Here is a 19,305-nt window from a genome sequence, read left to right as displayed (position 1 = left end):
TACAAAGGAGGCCTGTTCGACCGCACCAAGGGGGACGTCCCGATGACCTGGCCGCCCGGCCCGCAGCCACAGCAGCCGCCGCCGCAGGGGGAGTTCGGGGCTCCGTTCGAGCCGGTGGAACCCATGCGGCCGACCCAGGGGTACGGCCCGCAGGCCCCGCCTCCGACGCAGCCCCAGCCCGGTCCGTACGGATACGGGTACGTCCCTCAGCAACCGCCGTACCCCGCCGGTCCGCAGGCCGGCGGACCGGGAGGGCGCACCCCCTCCCGGCGCCGCCGCACCGCACTCGTCGCCGCGGTGGTCGCCGTGGTCCTGGTGGCCGGGGGCGGCGTCTGGTTCGCCGTCCGCGGGGGTGACGACGGCGGCAAGCCCGTCGCACACGGCAGCGCCGACCCCGAGCCGCCCGGCGCCTCGCAGCCTGCCCCGCCCGCCGAGGAGGCCGACGCCGTCGACACCTCCGCACCGGTCGGCAAGCTCAACGCCGGGCGCAAGCCGGGCGAGGCCAAGGTCCTCTGGATGCGGGACAACGGCATCGACGTACCGCGGCTCGGCGCCGACGCGTACGGTCCCTGGCTGACCGGGGACACCCTCGCCAAGGGCATGTACCGCACGGTCTCCGGCTACTCCACCGCCGACGGCACCCGGAAGTGGAAGCTGGACCTTCCCGCCCCGCTGTGCGCCGCGCCGACGCTGCCCACCACCGACGGCAAGACGGTCGTCGCCCTCAAGGACAGCACGGCGTCGGACGCGGACTGTGCCGTGCTGCAGATGATCGACCTCACCACCGGCAAGGCGGGCTGGAAGAAGACGGTCGAGCGCAAGGGCGTCGTCGACCTGCTCTCGGACGTCGCCATGGGCATCAGTGGAGACCTGGTCACCTTCGGGCGGGCCGGTAACTCGTCGGGATACCGGGTCAGTGACGGCACGGAGGTGTTCGGCAAGCGGGAGGGCCTCTGCCAGCCGTTCGCGTTCACCAGCGGTCCCCGGCTGATTGCCGCGACCAACTGCCGCACCGACGCCGACACCCAGGACAAGGAGCGGGTCGAGGGGATCGACCCGGCCACCGGTGAGCCGAAGTGGACGTACCGGGTCAAGACCGGCTGGCGGGTCCAACAGGTCTACTCGACGAGCCCCCCGGTGATCTCGCTGAAGAAGGGCGTGGGCGAGAGCGGGGCGTGGGCCATCGTCACGCTGCGGGACAACGGCACGTACCGCTCCCAGATGGTCGGCGGCAAGAACGAGAACTACGCCGTCACCTGCGACGCGGACCTCGTGGTGAGCGGCAGGAACCTCGACGGCTGCGCCGGCGTCGCGGCCGACGGCGACACGTTCTACCTGGCGACCAAGCCCGTGACCGTGGACTCCGCTCTCACCAACAAAATCGTCGCGTTCGACCTGAACACCGGCAAGGCCAAGTGGAGGGCCGCCGCCCCGGCCGGGCAGGTCATGCAGCCGCTGCGGATGGACGGCCGGAACGTGATCGTCCGGGTGGAGGGCACGTACCGGAAGGGCGGGGCCGTCGCCACCCTCGCACCGACGGGCGGCGCCCCGACGATGCTGCTGCGGCATCCGGCGTCGGCGTCCAAGGTCGAGAGCACCTTCGATGCGGCGAGGCTGGTCTATGCCGGCGGCCGCTCCATCCTGGTGAGCACACGCGTCAGCGCGGACGACGACGAGGAGGAGAAGAAGGTGAAGACCATCATGGTCTTCGGTCCCTGACGGTCCACGAGGTCCACGCGGACCCTGATGGTTTGTCACGGATTCCGGCGATCCTGACGGCCCGTCCGAGTTCCTGGCGATACTCGGCGATGCGCGACGGTCCTGGGCATGCCGGACTCCGCGCTGTCCGAAGTGATGGCAGTGTGCGAAGAGTTGGCACCCGCACATCGAGCGGCGCCCGGTGCGGCGCACCGGGCGCAGTCGTCCGGGGCGCGCTCCGCCTGCGTAACGGCGGCATCACGAGGCGGTTCTCCCTTGGGAACAGGGGATGAACCGACCCGATGTTCGAACCCGTGCGGGTGGTACAAAGAAGCCCCGCTCGACTGTCGTGACGCCGCGGGAACCATGCCCGATTCGCTCCTTTCCGAAGGGAATTCAGCCCTGCGGAATCGCGGGGGAGACCGGAACGGGCACCGGACCGCACGAAGGGGGACGTGCTGATGACCCAGCCGCCCAGCCAGCAACCGCCGCAGGGAGGCTTCGGCGCTCCGCAGGAGCCGCCGCAGGGGAGTCCTCAGGCGCCCGCGCAGCCGCCGCAGATGCCGGCCGCGCCGCCCGCTGCGCCTTCTGCCCAGCCGGGTTACGGCGTTCCGCAGGCATCGGGCCAGGAGCCCGGCCAGGCACCCGGCTACGGCCACCCGCAGCAGCCCGGCCCGTACAGCCAGCCGGGCCCGTACACCCAGCAGCCGGGCCCCTACGGCCAGCAGCCCGGCCCGTACGGCCAGCAGCCGGGCCCGTACGGCCAGCAGCCCGGACCCTACGGTCAGCCGCCGCAGCCCGGTTACGGCTACCCGCAGCAGCAGTACCCCGGCGCCCCGGTCCCCGGCGGCCCGGCGGGTCCCGGCGGCGGCAACCCCTTCAAGGGCAAGCCCGCAGTGATCATCGGTGCCGCGGTCGCGGCGCTGCTGGTCATCGGCGGTGGCGTGTTCCTCGCCACCAGCGGCGGTGACGACGACAAGAAGCCCGTCGCGCACGGGAGCGCCGACGACCAGAAGGCGAGCGCCTCGCCCTCCGTCAACGAGGGCAACGGCAACGGCGACGGCCGCGACGCCGGCGACGACCTCAACGCCGGGCGCAAGGCAGGCGAGGCGAAGGTCCTCTGGTTGCAGAAGAACGACGTCGACCTGCCGCGCAACGGCTCCGACGTGTACGGTCCGTGGGTCGTCGGCGACACCGTCATCAAGGGCATGTACCGGGCGATATCCGGCTACTCCGCCGCCGACGGCAAGCAGAAGTGGACGCTGAAGCTGCCCGCGGACCTGTGCGCCGCGCCCGCCCGGGCCACCACGGACGGCAAGATCGTCATCGGGGTCAAGAACGGCACGACCGACAAGGCCGACTGCGCGGACCTGCAGATGATCGACCTCAACACCGGCAAGGCCGGCTGGAAGAAGCCGATCAAGCAGAACGGCATCTGGGACATGATGTCGGACATCTCCCTCGCCATCAGCGGTGACACCGTGACCGTCGGACGCACCGGCAACTCCAACGCCTACCGCGTCAGCGACGGCAAGGAGCTGTTCGGCAAGCAGTCGGGTAACTGCCAGCCGTACGCCTTCGCCGGCGGCACGAAGCTGATCGCCGCCTCCAGCTGCCGCACCGCCGACATCGACAAGCCCCAGAACCAGATCCAGGAGCTCGACCCGGTCACCGGCAAGCCCAAGTGGACGTACCGCCCCGCCGTGGGCTGGGAGGTCGACCGGGTCTACTCGGTGAGCCCGCTCGTCGTCTCGCTGACCCAGAGCGAGAAGAAGAAGTGGAGCATCCTCGCCATCAAGGAGAACGGCACGCTCCGTTCCCAGCTGGTCGGCGACAAGGGTGACAAGTTCGCGCCGGACTGCGGCAGCGCGTTCGCTGTTTTCGGTAAGTCGCTGGAAGGCTGTGTCGGCGTCGCCGCCGACGCCAACACCTTCTACATGGCGACCACGGCCGACTCCAGCGGCACCGCCCGTACGAACAAGGTCGTGGCGTTCGACCTGAACACCGGCAAGCCCAAGTGGAAGGCCGCGGCCCCGGCCGAGCGGATGATGACGCCGCTGCGGATGGAGGGCGGCAACGTGCTGCTCTACCTGGAGGCCTCGTACAACAAGGGTGGCGGAATCGCCACCCTGGCGCCGACCGGTGGTACCCCACAGGTGTTGCTGCAGCACCCGGCGTCGACGTCCCAGATCGAGAGCTCGTTCTACGACCCGAAGATTGTGTACGCGGACGGCCGTTCCTTCATCGCGAGCGGGCGGGTCAGCGCGGCCAACGACAAGGAAGAGCTGGAGACGAAGACCATGATGGCCTTCGGCAAGTGACGGCTCACGCAGGCACCCGACGGACCATGACCGACCACGCCAGGTCCCGACCGACCGGCTCCCTTTCCCCCGAGGTACGTACGCCATGACACAGCCGCCCCAGCCGCCCAACGAGCCGCACCAGGGCGGGTTCGGCGCCCCGCAGGACCCCCCGCCCGGAGGGTTCGGGGCACCGACCCCGCCGCCTGCCGACGCGTTCGGCAAGCAGCCGGCCCCGCAGCCCGCGTCGCCCCAGACGCCGCCCGCCGGTGGGTTCGGCGCTCCGCAGGCACCGCCCGCCGGTGGGTTCGGCGCTCCGCAGACGCCGCCCGCCGGTGGGTTCGGCGCTCCGCAGACGCCGCCCGCGGGTCCGCCGCAGCAGCAGCCCGGCTACGGCTACCCGCAGACCCCGCCGCAGCAGCCTGGCTACGGCTACCCGCAGACACCTCCGGGCGGCGGGTACGGCATGCCGCCCGGTCAGCCGCCGCAGCAGGGGTACGGCTACCCGACCGCTCCGATGCAGCCGCAGTATGTGCCCCCGCAGCAGGGCGGGAATGGCGGCAAGAAGTTCGGCACCCAGACGCAGATCATCGTCGCCGCGGTCGCCGCTGTGGCGCTGATCGTCGGCGGTGGCGTCTGGTTCTCCTCCAGCGGGGGCGACGGCGGCAAGAAGAAGGAGGCGTCCAACTCCACCGGCACCACCGGTGAGGACAAGGGCGGCTCCGGCGGTCTCGGCGGTGGCACGGAGAAGGCTCCGGCGAACACCAAGGCCACGGCCGCCTTCCAGCTCCCGGAACCGAAGGTCACCGACGTCACGTCGGTCAACGGCTCCTGGCTGACCGACAAGGCGTTCGTGAAGACCGGCGTGAACGAGATCGTCGCCTACGACAAGGTCAAGGGCACCAAGCTTTGGTCCATTCCGCTGGACGGCCAGCTCTGCGCCGCCTCCCGGCACATGTCCAAGGACTTCAAGACCGCCATCGCCTTCGAGGCGGGCAAGGCGACGAAGGCGAACAAGTACCCGCGGTGCAGTCAGGTCGGTGCGCTCGACCTGACCACCGGCAAGCTGATGTGGAGCAAGTCGGTGACCGCCGCCAGCGGCGGTGACGCGCCGATCCGGTTCGACGAGATCACGCTCAGCGGCACCACGGTCGCCGCAGGCGGCACCGAGGGCGGCGCCGCATTCGATCTGGCGACCGGCGCCGAGCGCTGGAAGCCGAAGGTCAGCGCCGACGGGTGCTACGACAAGGGGTACGGCGGCGGCGACGCGCTTGCCGTGGTCCGCAAGTGCGGTACGTACGACGACCCGCAGCTCGTCATCCAGGCGCTGAACCCGACCACTGGAGCCCCGCTCTCCTCGTACAAGATGCCGCCCGGCGTCGAGTACGCGAGCATCGTCTCCACCAAGCCGCTGGTCGTCGCCGCCGACGTCGGCGACACCGCTGGTGACGGCAGCGGGATCTCGGACTTCTTCTCGATCGACGCGTCGACCGGCAAGCTGCTCACCAAGATCGCCGCGGACGGCGCGAAGTACGCCGCCCGCTGCGGCTCCACCGAGGTCGAGACCTGCCAGCACCTCGCGGTCGGCAACAACCGCATCTACCTGCCGACCGAGCAGCACGAGGGGAGCACGGGCGAATACGGCGACACCAACGAGATCGTCTCGTTCGACCTCACCACCGGCAAGCCGACCAGCGACAAGGCCGATGCGGGTGACCGGTACACGATGTTCCCGCTCCGTATGGACGGGTCCAACATCATCGCGTACAAGGAGCCCCCGTACGACAAGGGCGGCCAGATCGTCTCCATCGACGGCTCCACCTTCAAGCAGACCGTGCTGCTGGAGAACCCGGCCGACGAGGCCAACCGGAACGCGGAGACCAGCTTCTCCGCGGACTACGCCGAGTTCCTCTACTCGGGCGGCCGGCTGTTCATCTCCGAGACGATGGTGAGCAAGCGGGGCAACAGCTCGCTCGACGCCGATCGGCACCTCGCGATCTCGTTCGGCGCCGGCTGACGCCGTCACGGGAACCACCACGCACCACAGCCCTGCCGGTCGATCGCCCGACCGGCAGGGCTGTTCGTTTGCCGCCCGGTTCCTGCTTCCTTCTGTCCGCTTGGCATCGGCCAAGTGCCCCTGAATGGCGCATGATTGGGCATTCCGGGGGGCTTCTGTCTGGTAAGCGGCACACAGGGTCGAACAAGCGTGTAGCTTGCCGGGTCAAGAGGGCCGGGGGGCCTGGGTCCTGATAGGGGGTTCTCGATGGGCGTGCGGCTCATGGTGGTCGATGACCACCGACTGCTCGCCGAGGCGCTCGCCTCGGCGCTGAAATTGCGGGGGCACCGGGTGCTGGCGGCGGCCGCACCGACCGTCGGCGCGGCGGACATCGTGGTGAGCCGCGCCCCGGAGGTCTGCTTGTTCGGTACCGCGACGCCCGCCGATCCGGGCGCCTTCGACCCGATCGCCCGGATCAAACGGGAGCGCCCGCAAGTGGCGGTCGTGGTGCTCGGACCGGTGCCCAGCCCGCGCGGGATCGCCGCCGCTTTCGCCGCCGGTGCCGCCGGATACGTCAGGCACGACGAGCGGATAGAGGGCGTCGAGCGGGCGATGGTCAAGGCGCGCGCCGGGGAGACGGCGGTCGCGCCGCAACTGCTCCAGGGTGCCTTCGCCGAGCTGCTCAACCCGGCCGCCCAGCCGGACGACGAAGGACAGCGGCTCCTGCAGATGCTCACCCCCCGCGAGATCGAGGTCCTGGTGCGGGTCGCGGAGGGCGAGGACACCCGGCTGATCGCGGTCGGGATGCGGATCGCGCCGAGCACCGCCCGTACACACGTGCAGCGGGTGCTGATGAAGCTGGGCGTCGGCTCCCGGCTGGAGGCCGCGGCGCTGGCGGCTCGCACCGGGCTGCTGGAACGGGCGGCGGTGGACACCGGGCAGAAGGGGCCGGACCCTGTGTGACATCCGGTCCCCGTGGGCGGTGTGCCGATCGGTGCCGGTGCCGGTGCCGGTGTCGGAGTCGCCCGGAGCCTCGGCCGGGCGCAGTTTCAGCCACACCGGGAAGAACAGTCCGGGGACCAGGGACAGCCCTGTCCAGAGGTTGATGTGGACGCCCTCGGCCTTCTTCGGGTCGGCGTCGGACGGGTTGACCCCGGCGATCGTGACGATCACCCCGTAGACCGCGAAGAGGCCGCCGACGATCCGCCGGATGTCGAAGAGGCGGGCTGCGGCCGCGGATGTGCGCTCCAGTTCGGAGACTTCCCTGTGCCGGTCGGAGAGGGTGATGCCTCCGATCGGACCGAGTGGGGCAGTCAGCAGAGAGCGGCGAGGTGTCCTCGTCCCCGTTCGTGGGGATCCGGAGCCCTTCGGCCAGGTATCGCATGTGGGGGTACTCGCTTCGTTGCGCGAACTGAACCCGAAACAACCGCGTTCCTGCGCAAATAAAGATTCTTCCTGGGGTTCCTTGTTTGATGGTGATCGAACGAGGCAGGAGATCCAGATTTAACCGCACGAGACCTCGCAAGAAGTGCAGGAATGGTGCCGCCGCATCATTGACGCATGTGTTGGCTTGTGGTTTGTTGTGGTTGATTATGTTTGGAGGAATCTGGTGAAGAAGACGGTTACCACGCTCGCCGACGGCCGGGAGCTGCTCTACTACGACAGTCGCGACGACGTGGTCCGGGGCGCTGTCGACCGGCGACCGCTCGACGCCGTCTCGACCTCATCGGAAGTCCGCCGAGACGTCCTTCTCGGGGACAGCGTTGCCATCGCCTCGCACCGCCAGGGGCGCACGTACCACCCGCCCGCCGACGAGTGCCCGCTCTGCCCGTCCCGGGACGGCCGGCTCAGCGAGATCCCCGACGACAGTTACGACGTGGCCGTCTTCGAGAACCGCTTCCCCTCGCTCGCCGGGGACTCCGGTCGCTGCGAGGTCGTCTGCTTCACCTCCGACCACGAGGCGTCCTTCGCCGACCTCACCGAGGAGCAGGCCGGCCTGGTCCTGGAGGCATGGACCGACCGCACGGCCGAACTCGCCGAGCTTCCCCAGGTCAAGCAGGTGTTCTGCTTCGAGAACCGGGGCGCCGAGATCGGTGTGACGCTCGGCCATCCGCACGGGCAGATCTACGCGTACCCGTTCGTCACCCCGCGCACCGAGCTGATGCTCCGCTCCATGGAGGCGCACCGCGAGCGGACCGGCCGCAACCTCTTCGACGACGTCGTGGCCCGCGAGCTGGCCGACGGCGAGCGGATCGTGCTGACCGGTGAGCACTGGGTGGCGTTCGTGCCCTACGCGGCGCACTGGCCGTACGAGATCCACCTCCACCCGCGCCGGCGCGTCCCCGACCTGCGCGAACTCGACGATGCCGCGCGCACGGAGTTCGCACAGATCTATCTGGAACTCTTGAGGCGATTCGACCGGATCTTCGGCCCCGGTGAGCCGCCGACGCCGTACATCTCGGCCTGGCACCAAGCGCCGTTCGGGGTGTCCGGGCGGGAGGAGTTCGGGCTCCACCTCGAGCTTTTCACCATCCGACGCACCTCCGGCAAGCTGAAGTTTCTCGCGGGTTCCGAGTCCGGCATGAATGTGTTCATCAACGATGTGCCGCCGGAGGCCGCGGCACAGCGACTGCGAGAGGTAGCGAGCGAGTGAGCAAGCTCCAGAAGAAGTACCTGGTCACGGGTGGCGCGGGATACGTCGGCAGCGTGGTTGCCGCGCATCTTCTGGAGGCCGGTCACGCGGTGACCGTCCTCGACGACCTGTCGACCGGGTTCCGGGAGGGTGTCCCGGCCGGGGCCGAGTTCATCGAGGGCCGCATCCAGGACGCCGCCCGCTGGCTGGACTCCTCCTACGACGGGGTGCTGCACTTCGCCGCGTACTCCCAGGTCGGCGAATCCGTCACCGACCCGGAGAAGTACTGGGTGAACAACGTCGGCGGATCCATCGCGCTGCTCGCCGCGATGCGCGACGCGGGGGTCCGCACCCTGGTCTTCTCCTCCACCGCCGCGACCTACGGCGAACCGGTCTCCAGCCTCATCACGGAGTCCGACCCGACCGCGCCCACCAGCCCGTACGGCGCCACGAAGCTGGCCGTCGACCACATGATCACCGGCGAGGCGGCCGCGCACGGACTGGCCGCGGTCTCGCTGCGGTACTTCAACGTGGCGGGTGCGTACGGCAGGTGCGGCGAACGCCACAGCCCGGAGTCGCACCTCATCCCGCTCGTGCTTCAGGTCGCGCTCGGGCAGCGCGAGTCGATCTCCGTGTACGGCGACGACTACCCGACCCCCGACGGGTCCTGCGTACGCGACTACATCCACGTCGCCGATCTTGCCGAGGCCCACCTCCTCGCCCTGGACGCGGCCACCGCGGGCGAGCACCTGATCTGCAATCTCGGCAACGGAAACGGTTTCTCGGTGCGCGAGGTCATCGAGACCGTCCGCAAGGTCACCGGCCACCCGGTCCCCGAGACCGTGGCCCCGCGCCGCGCCGGCGACCCCGCGGTGCTGGTGGCCTCCGCCACCACCGCCAGGGAGCGGCTCGGCTGGCAGCCGTCCCGCGCCGACCTGGCCGGAATCGTCTCCGACGCCTGGACGTTCGCCCGCCGAGAGGAGCCCACCGCCCCATGACCGACAACGCTGAGCTGGTCACCGCTTTCACCGAGCTGTACGGCATCGCCCCCGAAGGAGTCTGGGCGGCCCCCGGCCGGGTCAACCTGATCGGCGAGTACACCGACTTCAACGACGGCTTCGTGATGCCGCTCGCGCTGCCGCACACCGCGCGCGCGGCCGTCGCCCGCCGCACCGACGGCGAGCTGCGGCTGCACTCCACCGACGTGCCGGGCGGTGTCGTCCAGCTGCGGGTCGACGAGCTGGTACCGCACGAGGGCCACGGCTGGGCGGCGTACCCGGCCGGTGTCGTCTGGGCCCTGCGCGAGGCGGGCCACCAGGTCACCGGCGCGGACATCCAGCTGACCTCGACCGTCCCGACCGGCGCCGGGCTCTCCTCGTCGGCCGCCCTCGAAGTGGTTACCGCGCTCGCGCTGAACGACCTCTTCGGACTCGGCCTGGCCGCTGCCGAGCTGGCGGTGCTGGCGCAGCGTGCCGAGAACGCGTTCGTCGGCGTGCCGTGCGGGGTCATGGACCAGATGGCGTCGGCGTGCTGCGTCGAGGGCCACGCCCTGCACCTCGACACCCGCGACCTCACTCAGCGCCAGGTCCCGTTCGACCTGGCCGCGCACGGTCTGCAATTGCTGGTGGTCGACACCCGGGTCAAGCACGCGCTGGGCGACGGCGCGTACGCGGAGCGGCGGGCAGGCTGCGAGGCGGGCGCCCGGGCGCTGGGCATAGGGACGCTGCGCGAACTTCCGTACGAGGGTCTGGATGCCGCGCTCGAGACGCTCGCCGAGTCCGGCGCGGACGAGTCGGTCGTGCGGTACGTACGCCATGTGGTCAGCGACAACGCGCGGGTGGAGCGGGTCATCGCACTGCTCGACGCGGGCGAGGTGCGGGCCGCGGGACCGGTGCTCACCGCGGGCCATGTCTCGCTCCGCGACGATCTGCGGGTCTCCTGCCCGGAACTGGACCTGGTGGTCTCGACGGCGAACGCGTCCGGGGCGCTCGGTGCGCGGATGACCGGCGGCGGCTTCGGTGGTTCGGCGATCGTGCTGGTGGACGAGGCGGACGCGGACGCGGTCACCAAGTCGGTGCTGGAGGCGTTCACCTCGGCCGGGTACGCGACGCCCGGCGTCTTCCCGGCGGTCCCGTCGGCAGGCGCCCGTCGCACTGGGTGAAGGTCTTCGTCAGGATGAACTCGGTGACTCCGGGCGGGTAGTTGTCGACCTGCCCGATCACCTCGTAGCCCCGTTTCCGGTAGAAGTTCGGAGCCTGGAAATCCCAGGTCTCCAGCCGGGAGCGGGTGCAGCCGCGGTCGGTCACGGCCACCCGTTCCGCCTCGGCGAGCAGGTGCGAGCCGAGGCCGGAACCGCGGTGGAGCGGGTCGACCCAGAGCAGATCCACATGGAGCCAGTAGGCCCAGGTGCGCCCGGCCAGTCCACCCGCCAGCGCACCTTCGCCGTCCATCGCCCAGACCTCCAGCGGGAGTTCGCGCTGGGCGGGCGTGGCGAGGAGTGCGCGGAGCTCCGGGGAACATTCCGTATTGCTGTGGTGCAGCCGCTCACCCAGCAGAAGGCGACGATCTTTGTCTACTTCTGTCTCAAGATGAAACATGAACCACACCCTAAACACCGAGGTCCATCAGTTCTGTGATTTGCCTTCCGCTGCGGGCCCCCGGCCGTACGCTGATGCTCAGCACCGGTGGGGGCCGGTGCTGATTCAGGGGTACGAGACAGTCGGGCACGACGCCCGGGGCGGGGTGGCAGTCGGCACACGGCGGCGGCCGTGGAACTGCGGTTCATCCTTATCGCTCCGGGCGTCGTGCCCGCACTGGCCCGTCCCGTTCGGGGGGTCCTGGGGTGGCCCCGGAACTGATGCAGTGTGGGGGTCCCTGTGGTTCGTATCCGGGTTCTCGTGGTGGACGACCACCGCATTTTCGCCGAGTCGCTTGCGGCGGCACTCGCGGCGGAACCGGACGTCGAGGTGGCGGCGGCGGGCAGCGGCCCGGCCGCGCTTCGATGCCTGGAGCGGGCGGCCGCCGAAGGCCGTAGGTACGACGTGATACTGGTCGATGCCGAACTGGGCATCCTGGCGACGGCCACGGGACGCACCGTCCCCGGCCCGGTCCCGGTGCCCGCCCCGAGAAGTGGGGAACACGCCCCGGTCGACGGGATCTCGCTGGTCGCCGGGGTCCGCTCGGGCCAGCCGTCCGTGCGTACGGTGGTGCTCGCCGAGAAGGACGACCCGCGCCGGGCCGCGCTGGCGCTGCAGGCCGGGGCCTCCGGCTGGGTCGCCAAGGACTGCTCGCTGCAACGGCTGCTCACGGTCATCCGGGGGGTGCTCCGCGACGAAACGCATCTGCCTCCGGCGCTGCTCACCGGTGTCCTGCGCGAGCTGACGGCAGCCCGCAAGCACCGCACCGAGAGCGAGCAGCTGGTCGAGTCGCTGACCCCGCGCGAGCGCGAGGTGCTGCGCTGCATGGTGGCGGGGCTGGGCCGCAAGGCGGTGGCGGAGCGGTTGTACCTTTCCCCGCACACGGTGCGTACGCATATGCAGAACGTGCTGGGGAAGCTGGGCGTGCACTCGACGCTGGCCGCGGTGGCGCTGGCCCGACGCGCCGGTGTCGGACCGGCCGAGCTATCCGGGGATGTTGTCGAACGGGGCGGTCAACTGGCGTAGCAGCCCGGCCAGTTCGCCGCGTTGGTGGCGGGAGAGCTCGCCGAGGATGGCACGCTCCTGGGCGAGCAGTCCGGCCAGCGACTGGTCGGCCTTGTCGCGCCCCTCCGCGGTGAGCCGGACCAGCACGCCGCGCCGGTCGCTGGGGTCGGGGAGCCGTTCGACGAGGTTCTTCTTGGTCAGCCGGTCGATGCGGTTGGTCATCGTGCCCGAGGTGACCAGCGTCTGGGTGAGCAGCTGACCGGGGGAGAGCTGGTACGGGGCCCCGGCGCGGCGCAGCGACGTCAGTACGTCGAACTCCCACGGCTCGAGATTGTGCTCGGAGAAGGCGATCCGGCGGGCCCGGTCGAGGTGGCGGGCCAGGCGTGAGACGCGGCTGAGCACCTCAAGCGGTTCCACGTCGAGGTCGGGGCGCTCGCGACGCCATGCAGCGACCAGCCGGTCAACCTCGTCCTCCATGTGGATCAGTGTAAAGGGTCTGTCGACATGAAGTCTCTTGAATCCGAGTGTCTTGACATCAAGATAACTTCCCCCTGATCCTGGCGCCATGACGACACCGACCTGGGATCCGCAGCAGTACCTGCGCCACGCGGACCACCGCACCCGCCCGTTCCAGGATCTCCTGTCCCGCATCCCGGAGCCCCCGGCCGCCCCTGCGCCCCGCATCGCGGACCTGGGCTGCGGCGCGGGCAACGTCACGGCACTTCTCGCGGCCCGCTGGCCGGCGGCCCGGATCACCGGGTACGACAATTCCCCCCGGATGCTGGAACAGGCCCGTGCCCACGCCACACCCCTCCTGGACTTCGCCGAGGCCGACGCGACGACCTGGACGCCGACGCAGCCGTACGATCTGATCGTCTCCAATGCCCTGCTCCAGTGGGTCCCCGGCCACGCCGGCCGCTTCCCCGACTGGCTGGACGGCATCACCCCGGGCGGCACCTTCGCCTTCCAGGTCCCCGGCAACTTCGACCAGCCCACCCACACCCTGATGCGCGAACTGGCGGAGTCCCCGCGCTGGCGCTCCCGCCTGACCGGCGTCCTGCGCCATGCTGACGCGGTCCTCAGCCCCACCGCCTATCTGGACGCCCTGACGGCCCCCGGCATCACGGCGGACGTCTGGGAGACCACGTACCTCCACCTCCTCCAGGGCGAGGACGCCGCCCTCGACTGGGTGAAGGGCACGGGCCTGCGCCCCGTCCTGACGGCGCTCGCGGACGACCCGGAGGCGCACGACGCGTTCCTCACCGCATACCGGGATCTGCTGCGCACCGCGTACCCGAAGGGTCCGCACGGCACCGTCTTCCCGTTCCGCCGCATTTTCGCCGTCGCCCACAAGGGGAAGTGATGATCGTCGCCGTGGACCACGTCCAACTGGCCGCCCCGGCAGGCTCGGAGCCCGCCCTGCGCACGTACTACGTGGACGTCCTGGGCATGGCCGAACTTCCCAAGCCGCCGGTCCTCGCGGCCCGCGGCGGCTGCTGGTTCCAGGCGGGACCGGTCCAGCTGCACCTGGGCATCGAGGCCGACTTCCGCCCGGCGAGGAAGGCCCACCCGGGGCTGCGCGTCACGGACATCGAGGCCTTCGCGGAACGTTTGGAGGCACACGGCGCGCAGGTGCGCTGGGACGCCGGCCTGCCGGGGCATCGGCGCTTCTACTCCTGCGACCCGGTGGGAAACCGGCTGGAATTCCTGGAGCCGGTGGACGGATGAGCCGCGGAGCCGGTCGAGCGTGCGCGGGGCGATGCCGATCCCGATCGGTGCGACGTCACGGTTGGCCTATGCGCCGCTCAGGGCCCCGGTCACCAGCTCCAGATCCAGCGGCATGACCGCGATCAGGACAGTCCCGTCCGACGACGCGCACTCCACGATCCGGGAACCCGGATTGATGACCAGACCCTCACGTGTCGATGCCGCGCGCACCGCGGTCCGGTGCAGATCCTCGGGGAGGACGACCGCCGACCTGCCGTAGGCCGGGCGCCAGGTCAGGGGCTTCGCGTTGATCAGCAGCTGCCCGGGGCGCCAGCGGTTGCCGTGGGACGCCCGCTTGATCATGCACGGGATCCCGGTCGGCGCTCCGTCGGCCGCCCGGGCCGGCCTCCGCCGGTGTCTGCGGCGGATCAGCATGCCGACGAGAGAACCGACGACGCCGAGCACCACACAATCGATCACAAATTCGATCACACTTGTATTGAAACAGGTGGGGGACGCCGAGGGGATGAGCTCGGGCCGGCCCGCCGCCCGCCCGTCCGGCACCGCCGTGCCGAGTGCGGCCGGCCCCAGCCGGGTCAGCTCTTCCGGTGACCCATCAGGCGCGGCTTCGACTCCAGGTTCTCCAGGCCGTGCCAGGCCAGGTTCACCAGATGCGCCGCCACCTCCGCCTTCTTCGGCTTGCGGACGTTCAGCCACCACTGGCCCGTCAGCGCCACCATGCCGACCAGCGCCTGCGCGTACAGCGGGGCGAGCTTCGGGTCGAAGCCGCGGGCCTTGAACTCCAGCCCCAGGATGTCCTCGACCTGCGTGGCGATGTCGCTGATCAGGGAGGCGAACGTGCCGGTCGACTGGGCGACCGGGGAGTCGCGGACCAGGATGCGGAAGCCGTCCGTGTACGTCTCGATGTAGTCGAGCAGCGCGAACGCCGCCTGTTCCAGGAGTTCGCGCGGGTGGCCGGCGGTCAGGGCGCTGGTGACCATGTCGAGGAGCTGGCGCATCTCGCGGTCGACCACGACGGCGTACAGGCCCTCCTTGCCGCCGAAGTGTTCGTAGACGACCGGCTTGGAGACGCCGGCGCGGGCCGCGATCTCCTCCACCGAGGTGCCTTCGAAGCCCTTGTCGGCGAAGAGGGTGCGGCCGATGTCCAGCAACTGTTCGCGGCGTTCCTTGCCGGTCATCCTCACGCGGCGGGTACGCCGGGTGGAGGAGGGACGGTTCTTCTCGTTGTTCGTGCTGCCGTCGGTCGCCACGTCGTCAATCATGCCGCCTCGGCGTGCGCGGACTCGCGCCGGGAGTCGATCCGGCGGGACTCGATACGGGCGGAGTCCGGCCAGCGCACGTCATAGGCCCAGCCGAGCTTCTCGAACCAGCGGATCAGCCGGGCACTGGAATCGACCTGGCCCCTCATCACCCCGTGCCGGGCGCTCGTCGGATCCGCGTGGTGCAGGTTGTGCCACGACTCGCCGCAGGAGAGCACCGCCAGCCACCACACATTCCCGGACCGGTCACGGGACTTGAACGGGCGTTTGCCGACCGCGTGGCAGATGGAGTTGATCGACCAGGTGACGTGGTGCAGCAGCGCCACCCGTACGAGAGAGCCCCAGAAGAACGCCGTCGCCGCTCCCCACCACGACATCGTCACCAGACCGCCGACCAGCGGCGGGATCGCCAGCGACACGATCGTGAGGGTGGGGAAGTGGCGGGAGATCCCGCGGATCGCCGGATCCTTGATCAGGTCCGGGGCGTATTTCTGCTGCGGGGTCTGCTCCTCGTCGAACATCCAGCCGATGTGCGCCCACCACAGCCCCTTCATCAGGGCGGGGAGCGTCTCGCCGAACCGCCACGGCGAGTGCGGGTCGCCCTCGGCGTCGGAGAAGCGGTGGTGCTTGCGGTGGTCGGCCACCCAGCGCACCAGCGGGCCTTCCACGGCCAGCGATCCGGCAATGGCCAGGGCGATGCGGAGCGGGCGCTTCGCCTTGAAGGAGCCATGGGTGAAGTAGCGGTGGAAGCCGATCGTGATGCCGTGGCAGCCGATGAAGTACATCGCGACCAGCAGACCGAGATCGAGCCAGCTCACACCGCGGCCCCAGGCCAGCGGCACCGCCGCGACCAGGGCCATGAACGGCACCACGATGAACAGCAGCAGGGCGATCTGTTCGATCGACCGCTTGTTGTCGCCGCCGAGCGTGGCGGAAGGGAGGACCGGACCGTCGGCCGCCGCCGGGGCGTCGTCGATCACATCGGGGCTGGTGTTCATGGGGAGTCCCCTGGAGGGTGAGGAGTACGAGGACAACTCTGGCTACGCATCCGTAACCTACGGTTTCGTAAGTATGGCAGCGCGGAGGCCCGCAGCACGAGAGCTGAGCCGACGGAGCTACCGCCCCACCGGGCCGACGAGGGCTGTGGGCAACGCCGACGGCATGGACACCTATCCTGGAAGCGTCGGACAGCGCGGTCCGCACTCTGCTTTCCCGGGGCGGCGACAGCACCGCTGTGCCCGCGGTCCCGGACCCCCCTTGTGGGGAGACGCTTCGCGACGCACCTCCTCAATCGCTGCAAGGAGCCGCACACAGTGAGCAGTGCCGACCAGACCCCCGCCGCCAGCCCCGAGCTGCGCGCCGACATCCGACGCCTCGGCGATCTGCTGGGCGAGACCCTCGTACGTCAGGAGAGCCAGGAACTCCTCGACCTCGTCGAGCGCGTCCGCGCCCTGACCCGTACCGACGGCGAGGCAGCCGCCGAACTCCTCGGCGACACGGACCTGGAGACCGCCGCGCAGCTGGTGCGCGCCTTCTCCACCTACTTCCACCTCGCCAACGTCACCGAGCAGGTCCACCGCGCCCACGAGATGCGCGACCGGCGCGCCGCCGAGGGCGGTCTGCTGGCCCGTACCGCCGACCGGCTGAAGGACGCGGACCCCGAGCACCTGCGCGCGACCGTCAAGAACCTCAACGTACGGCCCGTCTTCACCGCGCACCCGACCGAGGCCGCGCGGCGTTCCGTGCTGAACAAGCTCCGCCGCATCGCCGAGCTGCTGGAGACCCCCGTCATCGAGGCCGACCGGCGCCGCCACGACCTGCGGCTCGCCGAGAACATCGACCTCATCTGGCAGACCGACGAGCTCCGCGTCGTCCGCCCGGAACCGGCCGACGAGGCCCGTAACGCCATCTACTACCTCGACGAGCTGCACGCCAACGCCGTCGGGGACGTACTCGAGGACCTCGCCGCCGAGCTGGAGCGGGTCGGCGTCGAACTGCCAGCGGGCACCCGCCCGCTGACCTTCGGCACCTGGATCGGCGGCGACCGCGACGGCAACCCCAACGTGACGCCCGCCGTCACCTGGGAGGTGCTGATCCTGCAGCACGAGCACGGCATCACCGACGCGCTGGAGCTCATCGACAATCTGCGCGGACTGCTCTCCAACTCCATCCGCTACACGGGTGCCACCGACGAGCTGCTCACCTCCCTCCAGGCCGACCTGGAGCGGCTCCCCGAGATCAGCCCGCGCTACAAGCGACTGAACTCCGAGGAGCCGTACCGCCTCAAGGCCACCTGCATCCGGCAGAAGCTCCTCAACACCCGCGAGCGGCTGGCCAGCGGCACCCCGCACCGCCCCGGCTGCGACTACCTCGGCACGGCCGAACTCATCGAGGACCTGGTGCTCATCCAGACCTCGCTGCGCGAGCACCGCGGCGGTCTCTTCGCCGACGGCCGGATGAACCGCACGATCCGCACGCTCTCCGCGTTCGGTCTGCAGCTCGCCACCATGGACGTACGTGAGCACGCGGACGCCCACCACCACGCCCTCGGCCAGCTCTTCGACCGGCTCGGCGAGGAGTCCTGGCGGTACGCCGACATGCCGCGCGACTACCGGCAGAAGCTGCTCGCCAAGGAGCTCCGCTCGCGCCGCCCGCTCGCCCCGACCCCGGCCCCGCTGGACGCTGCGGGCGCGAAGACCCTCGGTGTCTTCCTCACCGTCAAGGAGGCGTTCGAGCGGTTCGGCCCCGAGGTCATCGAGTCGTACATCATCTCGATGTGCCAGGGCGCCGACGACGTCTTCGCCGCCGCCGTCCTCGCCCGCGAGGCCGGTCTGATCGATCTGCACAGCGGCTGGGCCAAGATCGGCATCGTTCCGCTCCTGGAGACCACCGACGAGCTGCGCGCCGCCGATGTGATTCTCGACGAGATGCTCGCCGACCCCTCGTACCGGCGGCTCGTCTCGCTCCGTGGCGACGTCCAGGAGGTCATGCTCGGGTACTCCGACTCCTCCAAGTTCGGCGGCATCACCACCTCGCAGTGGGAGATCCACCGGGCGCAGCGCCGACTGCGTGACGTCGCGCACCGCTATGGCGTTCGGCTGCGGCTCTTCCACGGCCGCGGCGGCACCGTCGGCCGTGGTGGCGGCCCCTCGCACGACGCGATCCTCGCGCAGCCGTGGGGCACGCTGGAGGGCGAGATCAAGGTGACCGAGCAGGGCGAGGTCATCTCCGACAAGTACCTCATCCCGGCGCTCGCCCGGGAGAACCTGGAGCTGACCGTCGCGGCCACCCTCCAGGCCTCCGCGCTGCACACCGCGCCCCGCCAGTCCGACGAGGCCCTGGCCCGCTGGGACGCGGCGATGGACACCGTCTCCGACGCCGCGCACGACGCCTACCGCAAGCTGGTCGAGGACCCGGACCTGCCCGCGTACTTCTTCGCGTCCACCCCGGTCGACCAGCTTGCCGAGCTGCACCTGGGCTCCCGCCCGTCGCGGCGCCCGGACTCCGGCGCCGGTCTCGACGGCCTGCGGGCCATCCCGTGGGTCTTCGGCTGGACCCAGTCGCGGCAGATCGTGCCGGGCTGGTACGGCGTCGGCTCGGGGCTCAAGGCGCTGCGCGAGGCCGGTCTGGACAGCGTTCTGGACGAGATGCACGAGCACTGGCACTTCTTCCGGAACTTCATCTCGAACGTGGAGATGACGCTCGCCAAGACCGACCTGCGGATCGCCCGCCACTATGTCGACACGCTCGTCCCCGACGAGCTGAAGCACGTCTTCGCCGACATCGAGGCCGAGCATGCGCTCACGGTGAAGGAAGTCCTGAAGGTCACCGGCGGGACCGAGCTGCTCGGCACCAGCCCCGTGCTCCAGCAGACGTTCGCCATCCGGGACGCCTACCTGGACCCGATCTCGTACCTCCAGGTCTCGCTGCTGGCCCGCCAGCGCCGTGCCGCCGAGCGTGGCGAGGAAGCCGACCCGCTGCTCGCCCGGGCCCTGCTGCTCACGGTGAACGGCGTCGCCGCGGGTCTGCGCAACACCGGCTGACACTCTCA

At 70.3% G+C, this 19,305-nt stretch carries 16 protein-coding genes and 1 pseudogene; 11 read left to right on the top strand and 6 right to left on the bottom strand.

Translation table 11 applies throughout. The annotated features are described in order from the left end of the window. Positions 1-42: 42 nt before the first annotated feature. The 4 genes from AB0N06_RS18745 (at position 43) to AB0N06_RS18730 (ending at position 6,957) form a co-directional block, all read left to right on the top strand. Complete coding sequence (locus AB0N06_RS18745) at positions 43-1,719, top strand: PQQ-binding-like beta-propeller repeat protein (RefSeq protein ID WP_366135781.1); 1,677 nt, start codon at positions 43-45, stop codon at positions 1,717-1,719. Between the two features lie 440 nt (positions 1,720-2,159). Further along, on the top strand, positions 2,160-4,019 hold the full coding sequence (locus AB0N06_RS18740; protein WP_366135780.1) for a PQQ-binding-like beta-propeller repeat protein: 1,860 nt from the start codon (positions 2,160-2,162) through the stop codon (positions 4,017-4,019). An 85-nt stretch (positions 4,020-4,104) separates the two neighbouring features. Further along, the gene (locus AB0N06_RS18735) at positions 4,105-6,015 is read left to right on the top strand and encodes a PQQ-binding-like beta-propeller repeat protein (RefSeq protein ID WP_366135779.1); all 1,911 of its coding nucleotides are present in this window, start codon (positions 4,105-4,107) and stop codon (positions 6,013-6,015) included. Positions 6,016-6,261: 246 nt separating this feature from the next. Beyond that, positions 6,262-6,957: a LuxR C-terminal-related transcriptional regulator gene (locus AB0N06_RS18730; protein WP_366135778.1), complete on the top strand. Its 696-nt coding sequence runs from the start codon at positions 6,262-6,264 to the stop codon at positions 6,955-6,957. Positions 6,958-7,020: 63 nt separating this feature from the next. Here the strand turns inward: AB0N06_RS18730 and AB0N06_RS18725 are convergent. Then, positions 7,021-7,281 (bottom strand): annotated as a pseudogene (locus tag AB0N06_RS18725) (hypothetical protein); the annotation flags it as partial. A gap of 322 nt (positions 7,282-7,603) precedes the next feature. On the opposite strand from AB0N06_RS18725, the gene galT reads away from it, so the two are divergent. The 3 genes from galT to galK are packed head-to-tail and all read left to right on the top strand — an operon-like array spanning position 7,604 to position 10,787. Next, positions 7,604-8,647, top strand: a complete 1,044-nt coding sequence (gene galT, locus AB0N06_RS18720; RefSeq protein WP_366135777.1) for a galactose-1-phosphate uridylyltransferase — start codon at positions 7,604-7,606, stop codon at positions 8,645-8,647. Beyond that, positions 8,644-9,624, top strand: a complete 981-nt coding sequence (gene galE / locus AB0N06_RS18715; RefSeq protein ID WP_366135776.1) for a UDP-glucose 4-epimerase GalE — start codon at positions 8,644-8,646, stop codon at positions 9,622-9,624. Before galT ends, galE begins: the two co-directional genes overlap by 4 nt. Next, a complete protein-coding gene (gene galK / locus AB0N06_RS18710) occupies positions 9,621-10,787 on the top strand; it encodes a galactokinase (protein WP_366135775.1) in 1,167 nt (388 codons plus the stop codon). Before galE ends, galK begins: the two co-directional genes overlap by 4 nt. Here the strand turns inward: galK and AB0N06_RS18705 are convergent. Beyond that, the gene (locus AB0N06_RS18705) at positions 10,714-11,223 is read right to left on the bottom strand and encodes an N-acetyltransferase (protein ID WP_366135774.1); all 510 of its coding nucleotides are present in this window, start codon (positions 11,221-11,223) and stop codon (positions 10,714-10,716) included. The genes galK and AB0N06_RS18705 overlap by 74 nt on opposite strands. 279 nt (positions 11,224-11,502) lie before the next feature. Here AB0N06_RS18705 and AB0N06_RS18700 point away from each other — a divergent pair, with 279 nt between their 5' ends. Next, a complete protein-coding gene (locus AB0N06_RS18700) occupies positions 11,503-12,288 on the top strand; it encodes a response regulator transcription factor (RefSeq protein WP_366135773.1) in 786 nt (261 codons plus the stop codon). Here AB0N06_RS18700 and AB0N06_RS18695 read toward each other — a convergent pair. Beyond that, the gene (locus AB0N06_RS18695; RefSeq protein WP_266984776.1) at positions 12,247-12,744 is read right to left on the bottom strand and encodes a MarR family transcriptional regulator; all 498 of its coding nucleotides are present in this window, start codon (positions 12,742-12,744) and stop codon (positions 12,247-12,249) included. The two genes, AB0N06_RS18700 and AB0N06_RS18695, sit on opposite strands and share 42 nt — an antisense overlap. An 88-nt stretch (positions 12,745-12,832) precedes the next feature. Between AB0N06_RS18695 and AB0N06_RS18690 the strand changes: the two genes are divergently transcribed. Together AB0N06_RS18690 and AB0N06_RS18685 are read left to right on the top strand one after the other, a co-directional pair. Then, positions 12,833-13,630: a trans-aconitate 2-methyltransferase gene (locus tag AB0N06_RS18690; RefSeq protein ID WP_366135772.1), complete on the top strand. Its 798-nt coding sequence runs from the start codon at positions 12,833-12,835 to the stop codon at positions 13,628-13,630. Then, positions 13,630-13,995 carry a VOC family protein gene (locus AB0N06_RS18685; protein WP_366135771.1) on the top strand — a complete coding sequence of 122 codons (366 nt, stop codon included), beginning with the start codon at positions 13,630-13,632 and terminating at the stop codon, positions 13,993-13,995. Before AB0N06_RS18690 ends, AB0N06_RS18685 begins: the two co-directional genes overlap by 1 nt. Positions 13,996-14,061: 66 nt before the next feature. Here the strand turns inward: AB0N06_RS18685 and AB0N06_RS18680 are convergent, their stop codons facing one another. The 3 genes from AB0N06_RS18680 to AB0N06_RS18670 form a co-directional block, all read right to left on the bottom strand. Continuing rightward, positions 14,062-14,466, bottom strand: coding sequence for a hypothetical protein (locus tag AB0N06_RS18680; protein ID WP_366135770.1), 405 nt, complete (start codon positions 14,464-14,466; stop codon positions 14,062-14,064). Positions 14,467-14,570: 104 nt separating this feature from the next. After that, on the bottom strand, positions 14,571-15,257 hold the full coding sequence (locus AB0N06_RS18675) for a TetR/AcrR family transcriptional regulator (protein WP_366135769.1): 687 nt from the start codon (positions 15,255-15,257) through the stop codon (positions 14,571-14,573). Next, positions 15,254-16,252, bottom strand: a complete 999-nt coding sequence (locus AB0N06_RS18670; RefSeq protein WP_366135768.1) for a fatty acid desaturase — start codon at positions 16,250-16,252, stop codon at positions 15,254-15,256. The genes AB0N06_RS18675 and AB0N06_RS18670 overlap by 4 nt, the downstream gene beginning before the upstream one ends. 315 nt (positions 16,253-16,567) lie before the next feature. On the opposite strand from AB0N06_RS18670, the gene ppc reads away from it, so the two are divergent. Next, a complete protein-coding gene (gene ppc, locus AB0N06_RS18665) occupies positions 16,568-19,297 on the top strand; it encodes a phosphoenolpyruvate carboxylase (protein WP_366135767.1) in 2,730 nt (909 codons plus the stop codon). Positions 19,298-19,305 lie beyond the last annotated feature (8 nt).

This window comes from Streptomyces sp. NPDC051020, from assembly GCF_040683105.1.
Taxonomy (GTDB): Bacteria; Actinomycetota; Actinomycetes; order Streptomycetales; family Streptomycetaceae; genus Streptomyces.
The sequence above is the reverse complement of the archived record's forward strand: the minus strand, read 5'-3'. Positions and strand labels throughout refer to the sequence as shown.